The sequence below is a fragment of the Microvirga sp. P4_G7 genome, from assembly GCF_056401005.1.
The window spans coordinates 1-4,142 of sequence record NZ_JBFUKD010000309.1; the positions used below are offsets into that span (position 1 = coordinate 1).

3 protein-coding genes are annotated in these 4,142 nt (G+C 61.0%); 2 read left to right on the top strand and 1 reads right to left on the bottom strand.

Annotation, left to right across the window (positions count from 1 at the left end):
- Positions 1-70: 70 nt before the first annotated feature.
- Positions 71-277, top strand: coding sequence for a KTSC domain-containing protein (locus AC1DT3_RS13410; RefSeq protein ID WP_477465748.1), 207 nt, complete (start codon positions 71-73; stop codon positions 275-277).
- A 144-nt stretch (positions 278-421) separates the two neighbouring features.
- Entirely contained in the window at positions 422-1,879 is a 1,458-nt protein-coding gene (locus AC1DT3_RS13415; protein WP_477465749.1) for a sensor histidine kinase, read from the top strand.
- A 24-nt stretch (positions 1,880-1,903) separates the two neighbouring features.
- Here the strand turns inward: AC1DT3_RS13415 and AC1DT3_RS13420 are convergent.
- Positions 1,904-4,142 (bottom strand): Pls/PosA family non-ribosomal peptide synthetase (locus AC1DT3_RS13420; RefSeq protein WP_477465750.1); only part of this gene is annotated, 2,239 nt, incomplete at its 5' end.

Consider the following 4,142-nt stretch of genomic DNA (forward strand, 5'->3'; position numbering starts at 1 on the left):
CGTTTGATCGACGACAGTCGCTGATCTCGCATGAAATGGAACGGATCGACGACAAATCCGTTTGGCGGCCATGCCAGCGGTCTCATCATCGGCCATTGCCAGGATCGACTACAGAGCGGATCGAAAAGATCTCATCGTGACATTCTGCGAGTCCGGAACTTACGCCTATCACGGCGTCCCCAGGTCGCTGTTCGAGGCGTTTCTCGAATCCGACTCGAAGGGGAAATTCTATAACATTTTCATCAAAGAACGTTTTTCGTTCAATCGCTTGAGCTGAGGAAGCGTGGCTGGGCGGAGCCGTTCGGCACGCTCTTTCGGATGGGTCGCGAAACAGTGCCTTGCGGGACAGACATCAGTCACGTTAACGTCTGGCTCGAGGGCTTGGCCCGCCCCGGGGCTTGAAATCAAGAGGAGGCGCCTTATGAGGACTTCCTCGAAGCAGGAAGACAAAGCGCTTCCGAGTGTCGCCCCGGCGGATAACCCCTTGGAAGAGCTCGCGGAATCGCTCATCGACATGCTTCCCATGGCTGTGCACGTCTGCAACAGCGAAGGTCTGGTCGTCCGTTACAATCCTGCGGCTGCCGGTCTTTGGGGGCGCTCCCCCAAGCTCATGGAACCCAGCGGGCGATATTGCGGCGCTCCGGGTTTGTATCGCCCCGAAAGTGGCCCGATACCGCCGTATGAGATGCCAGCCGCCATCGCTCTTCGAACGGGCACGCCGGTGCGCAACGTGGAAGCCGCGATCGAGCGGCCGGATGGCTCCAAGATCATCGTTACCATCGACGCGGACCCTCTCAGGGATCGCACGGGCCTCGTCATCGGTGCACTGACGTGCATGAAAGAGGTGACCCGGGCCCACGCTGCGTGGCGAGAGCGCGAGCATCGGTATCTGGCGCTGCTTCATAATCTTCCCACCGCCATCGTCRAATCCTCCAACGACGCCATCATCAGCCAGAGCCTCGAAGGCATCATCATGAGCTGGAATGGCGGTGCGGAGCGGCTGTTCGGCTACACGGCATCGGAAGTCATCGGCAAACCCATCACAATTCTCATTCCGCCGGAGCGATTGGGCGAAGAGCAGAAATTCATCGAGCGCGTTCGCCGAGGCGAGCGCATCGATCAGTTCGAAACCATCAGACGGTGCAAGAGCGGGAAAGAGGTCGAGATCTCGCTCACGATCTCGCCGGTCCGGGATACCGACGGACGGATCATCGGCGCATCCAAGATCGCCCGTGACATCACCGAAGAGCGGCGCGACCGCGAGCAGCAGAGTCTTCTGCTCCGGGAGATGAATCACCGGGTCAAGAATCTGTTCGCTCTCGCCAGCGGCCTTGTCGCGCTTAGTGCGCGCACGGCAAAATCGCCTCAGGAAATGTCGACGGCTGTCCGCGAGCGCCTGGGTGCGCTGGCCCGCGCGCATGATCTGACGCTCTCGAACTTGGCCAAGGGTGAGGATTTCGCGCATCAGACGACGGACCTCGACTCCTTGATCCGAACCATCGTCTCTCCATACGCGGACAGCGAGCAGGACAACCGGATCGTCATCGACGGTCCGGATATCGTCATCGGCGGCGGCGCGGTCACCAGCTTCGCTCTTCTCGTCCACGAATTTGCGACCAACGCGGCGAAGTATGGCGCTCTGTCTACGGACGCCGGTCGTGTCGAGGTGTCGTGGATTCTCGCCGACGGCGAACTCCGGCTGACCTGGTCTGAACGCGGCGGTCCAGTCGTCGACGGTCAGGAGCGAAGCGAAGGCTTCGGCAGCAGGCTCGCCCGCGCAACGGTTGCGGGTCAACTCGGCGGCGTCATCACACGCGATTGGCGGCCGGAAGGATTGACCGTCCACCTCTCTGCCGAAATGGAACGGTTGAAGGCCTGACGACTCGCCGCGTTCTCGACTGAATCAGACCGCCACCAGTTCCGGTTGGGCGACTTGTACCGGTTGGGCGACATGTACCGATCGGTTGGGGTCAACGAAGGCTTGAGCTGGCGAGCCCCACCATTCTCCGCCTGTCGGGATCGATTCACCCTTCATCACCAGCGTCAGCGGTCCAAGCCGCGAGAACGCTCCGAGGTCGGTATCGTAGAGCACCGTGCAGCCGGAGCCGACGGTCGCGCCCATGCCGACCTTGATCCGACCGACTTTCATGAGACGGTCTTCGTAGRGGTGGGTCTGCAGGATCGCATTTGCGTTGACGACCGAAAAATCGCCGAGATTCACGCAGTCAAACTCGGTGATGTCGGTCGTGTCCATGTACACGCCCTTGCCGGCTTTCGTTCCAAATAGCTTCAATGCCCAAGGCAAGAACGGCGTACCGCGCAAATGGTCGAGAATCTGCTTTCCGGCCATGCCCCAGTACATCACGGCCACTGCTTCGGTGCGCAGGGCCCACCACGACCACATGGGATGCATCGTGGGCCTGTAGGCGCCGATCAGCAGCCACTTGTAACCAGCAGTCACCAGAAGCTGCACGAGAGAAATCACCACACTGGCGACGACGCAGAGTGCGAGCGCGGTCCCCCAACGCCCTTCGGTCACCGGCGCAGCGAGAATTTCCATCGCCATCGTAGCGAAGGTGATGAACAGTGCCGTCGGCAATGTGATGTTGAACGCTTCGAACAATGCGCGGGACAGTTTGAGCCACTTCGACGGTTCGTACGTGTTCGTCACCGCCACGTTGAATCGCTGGCGCACCGGCAGCTGGATCGGCGGCGAACCGAACCAGGTCTCGTCCGAACCGACCTTCCCACCCTGCGGCGGACTGGACTTGACGCCGATCAGCGCGCCTTCGGCGATCGAATACCCCGGAGGTACCACGGCGTCGTTGCCGATGAAGACGCGATTGCCCGTCGTGACGGTGCCGAGCGTCATCCATCCACGGCGCATTTCCTCATCGCCCAGAACCACATCGTCCGCGATGAAATTCTGATCTCCGAGGTCGATCAGATCGAATCGGCCGGCGAGGTTCGTCGAGATCTCCGATCCTTTGCCGATCTTCGCGCCCATCAGCCGGTACCATGCGCGCATGTAGACTGTTGCGAACAGCGATGACAGCACCTCGAGCATCACTTCCGTGGCGAGCCCGACCGTCCACTTGCGCACGTAGAGCCCGCTGAAGATCGAATAGATGCCCGGCTTGAGACGCGGCAGCACGATCCAGCGGATCGCCGCAATCAACAGCACGGTCGCAAAGATCATCAATGCGGCCGCCGGCAACGCCAGAAGCGGCATGTAATAGAGGTAGTGAATGTGAACCAAGGGTTGGATGTAGGTATCGACGACCTCCATCACGTGGAACGCCGGAACGATCGGAACGAGCGCAATCGGCGGCGCGATGATCAGCATCGCAATGTAGAACATGGCGAGAAGATTGCGCCGCACCGGCCCGGCCTCGGCCGGAGGCGGCACATGCGAAGGATCGAGATCGCTCACCTTGATGCCCGGGGAGCCGCGCCACGATTCCCACGCGCCGACGGCCGTGCCCCCCCGGATAGCCGTCAGATCGGCGAGCTCCGCGCCCTCTCCGATGACGACGTCGTTCTCGATGACGCAGGACGAACCGATCGAAACGTCACGCCCGATTTCCACGCGTCCGACAATCAATTCGTTGCCGACGACACGTGCGTTGGAAATCGTGACCTTGCCGCCGACACTCGCGTGGTCGCCGATTTCGATCAGGTCGATCGCGCTGGCGTCGATCTCGGAGATCAAAGCGTCCCTGCCGACTTTCGCGCCGAGCAACCTGAGGTAAATGCGGATCGCGGGCGAACCTTGGAACCACTTCATGTGCACAAGGCTCAGGATACGCTGAACGAGCCAGAGGCGATAATAATACGTCCCCCAAAGTGGATACCGTCCCGGCTTGATGCGTCCGACGATCAGCCACTTCGCGCCGATTGCAATGAATGTCGTCGCAACGGTCACGAGCATGTAGGCCAGGAAGATCCAGCTCATGTCCCGAAACAGCGACGCATCATCTCCGGTGAGCAGCGTGTAGCTGATGAAGATGCTCAACCACGGTGCCGACATGAGAGTCAGAATGAACGGCAGCGCTAAGGCCTGCCCGGCACCACAGAGGGCGCGCCTCAACAACGGCGGCGGCACGAACCCCAACTCGTCCGTACCCTCGTCCTGCGGCGGT

What these genes read in the sequence shown, in the direction of transcription:
- AC1DT3_RS13410 (WP_477465748.1), top strand. Translation starts at nt 71, where the DNA reads ATGCCAGCGGTCTCATCATCGGCCATTGCCAGGATCGACTACAGAGCG.